Source organism: Lishizhenia sp. (genome assembly GCF_033720595.1).
Lineage (GTDB): Bacteria > Bacteroidota > Bacteroidia > Flavobacteriales_D > Crocinitomicaceae > Lishizhenia.
On the sequence record NZ_JAWWCF010000298.1, the window covers coordinates 1 to 2,154 of the forward strand.

The following is a 2,154-nucleotide window of genomic DNA, read 5'->3' on the forward strand; positions in this document are numbered from 1 at the left end:
AGCTATCAAGCCGTGCGCCCTCTTCATCCAGAGCAACCCAGGGTCATAACTGTTCGAGAAGCCGCGAGACTGCAAGGGTTTCCAGACTGGTTCGTCTTTCATCCTACAAAATGGCATAGTTTCAGAATGATTGGTAACAGCGTTTCACCTCTAGTTTCAGAATTTGTCCTCAAAATTATGCACCAGAAGTGTCTATCGAGACTATATGGAGAAAAGGCAAAAGTTTGTCATTTAGCTAAGTAAACGATAAATGAAAATTTGCACAGGGAGCATTTGATGATTGGTCGAAAAATAAAAGTAAAATCAGGAGTAGCTCAAGGATTCATCGAAAAAGTGCTCACTCGAGACATCACAACTATGGCTAGCATATTTGATCTTATTGATAACTCCATTGATGCAGCAAAAGAGCGTATGTTTTCCAATGATATTGGAGCTGTTGAATTTGATGAATATAAAATGCCTAAAAATTACTTTGGGTATGAAATATCAATAGAACTCCATAATAATTACTTTTCCGTTGAAGATAATTGTCTGGGTTTAGATGAAATAACATTGACTGAACACGCTTTTATGGTTGGAGCTGAGTCTGATCATGAATTTGGATTGGGAAAGTTTGGAGTTGGACTAAAGCGCGCATTGTTCAAATTTGGCACTAACTACTCATTTATTACCGACACTGGAACACTAGCGTTTTCGTTGGATTTTGACAACACAACCTTAGGTCATACTAGTGAATTGGAAGCTATTGAAATTGAAACAAGCAAAAAGCCAGGAACAAGGTTTAGAGTTACCAATCTTAGAGAACACGTCAAAATGGAGTTCTCTTCCCAAGCATGGACTCAGAAGTTAAAGAATGAAATATCCGCTAGATATGGAATTTTTATAGGAAAAGGATTTTCAATAAAATTAAAGGTTCAAGACTCTGAGTATGAAAAGCTAGAATCACGATGGCCAAAATTTCATATTAATCACCCTTATATGCCTTCTGAGAAAGTAATCAAACAATTTCAGGATGTAAGCATTTATATTGAGTACGGGTTGCATACAGATTTTAAACTAAACGCGGAGTTTGGAATTAACAACGCCATGTTAAAAGATGGGAATCCTTTTGGATGGTATGTAGTTTGCAATGACCGTGTTATTGAAATTGCGGTACGAGAGGGAGAGGACTATGGTTGGAAGAAAGCATGGCATAATGAATACAACGGCTTTGTAGGGTATATTCGATTTCATTCAAAATCAGTAGGCAGCTTACCTTGGGACTCTACTAAAACAAGAATAGTAACGGATGATTTAATTTTTCTTGGACTAAAAGATACACTTGGTCAAATGGCTTTGAATTATCGGAGACTTAAAAAGTTCGCCTTAAAGAGTACTAAGGAAGCACAACTTAACAAGGAAAGCTTGGAAGCTACTGCAAATGACTCATCTGCTGGAAATAGTAGTATCCCGCCTGCAACCTCAAATAGTATAAGCAACACCCCTAAAGGTGGAATGGAATACACTTCGACGTCAAATAAAAGAGGAAGGAATGATCCCGAAAAGCGCCAGTACATAACCCATGGCGATTACAGAGTTCCTCTTAAAAATAAAAATATGAAGAGAGTCTATCTAGAACTAACTTCATTGAATGTTGAGGATAAAACATTAGCTGTAGCACTACTGGCCAGGGTTTTCTTGGAGAACTTATATATCTCGTACTATGAGCATCGATTTGGTAACCCTCCTTCTCCAAAGCTCCAAACTCACCAAGTTATGGAAAGAATTATTACTGATCTTCAGTCGGATGAAACAGTTGTATTTAGTAAGGATGAGAAGAGGGCTTTAACAGCATTGAATAGTATAAAGTCAAATGAGCATAGTCCGCTATCACCAAAAACACTTGGGGCAAACGCTCATTTAGCCATGTACCCTAAAGCACGTGAGCTAAAAATTGAATGGGATAATATAGACCCAATAGTGGCTTATTTTGCAGAGAAATTGTACGGTTGATTTACAATAACTGGAGCCAAATCAACATCTAAGTTACTTATGCCAACCTCACCAAAACGCTTGCTTCGACACTGCCAGCCACATAATTACCAGCACTGTGGCTGGTAGGGTTATAAGCGGCAGATTGGTAAAGCCTTTATGCTAAAACTGCACCAGTGCCTG

2 protein-coding genes are annotated in these 2,154 nt (G+C 38.3%); both read left to right on the forward strand.

Features of this window, described 5'->3' with window-relative positions; translation table 11 throughout:
• Nucleotides 1-12: 12 nt before the first annotated feature.
• A complete protein-coding gene (locus R3333_RS14695) occupies nucleotides 13-243 on the forward strand; it encodes a DNA cytosine methyltransferase (protein ID WP_413468690.1) in 231 nt (76 codons plus the stop codon).
• A 33-nt stretch (nucleotides 244-276) separates the two neighbouring features.
• The gene (locus R3333_RS14210; RefSeq protein ID WP_318959427.1) at nucleotides 277-1,992 is read left to right on the forward strand and encodes an ATP-binding protein; all 1,716 of its coding nucleotides are present in this window, start codon (nucleotides 277-279) and stop codon (nucleotides 1,990-1,992) included.
• Nucleotides 1,993-2,154: the final 162 nt, after the last annotated feature.

Bases quoted from the DNA above. Each gene is read 5' to 3' on its own strand.
- R3333_RS14210 (WP_318959427.1), top strand. From the start codon at position 277: ATGATTGGTCGAAAAATAAAAGTAAAATCAGGAGTAGCTCAAGGATTC.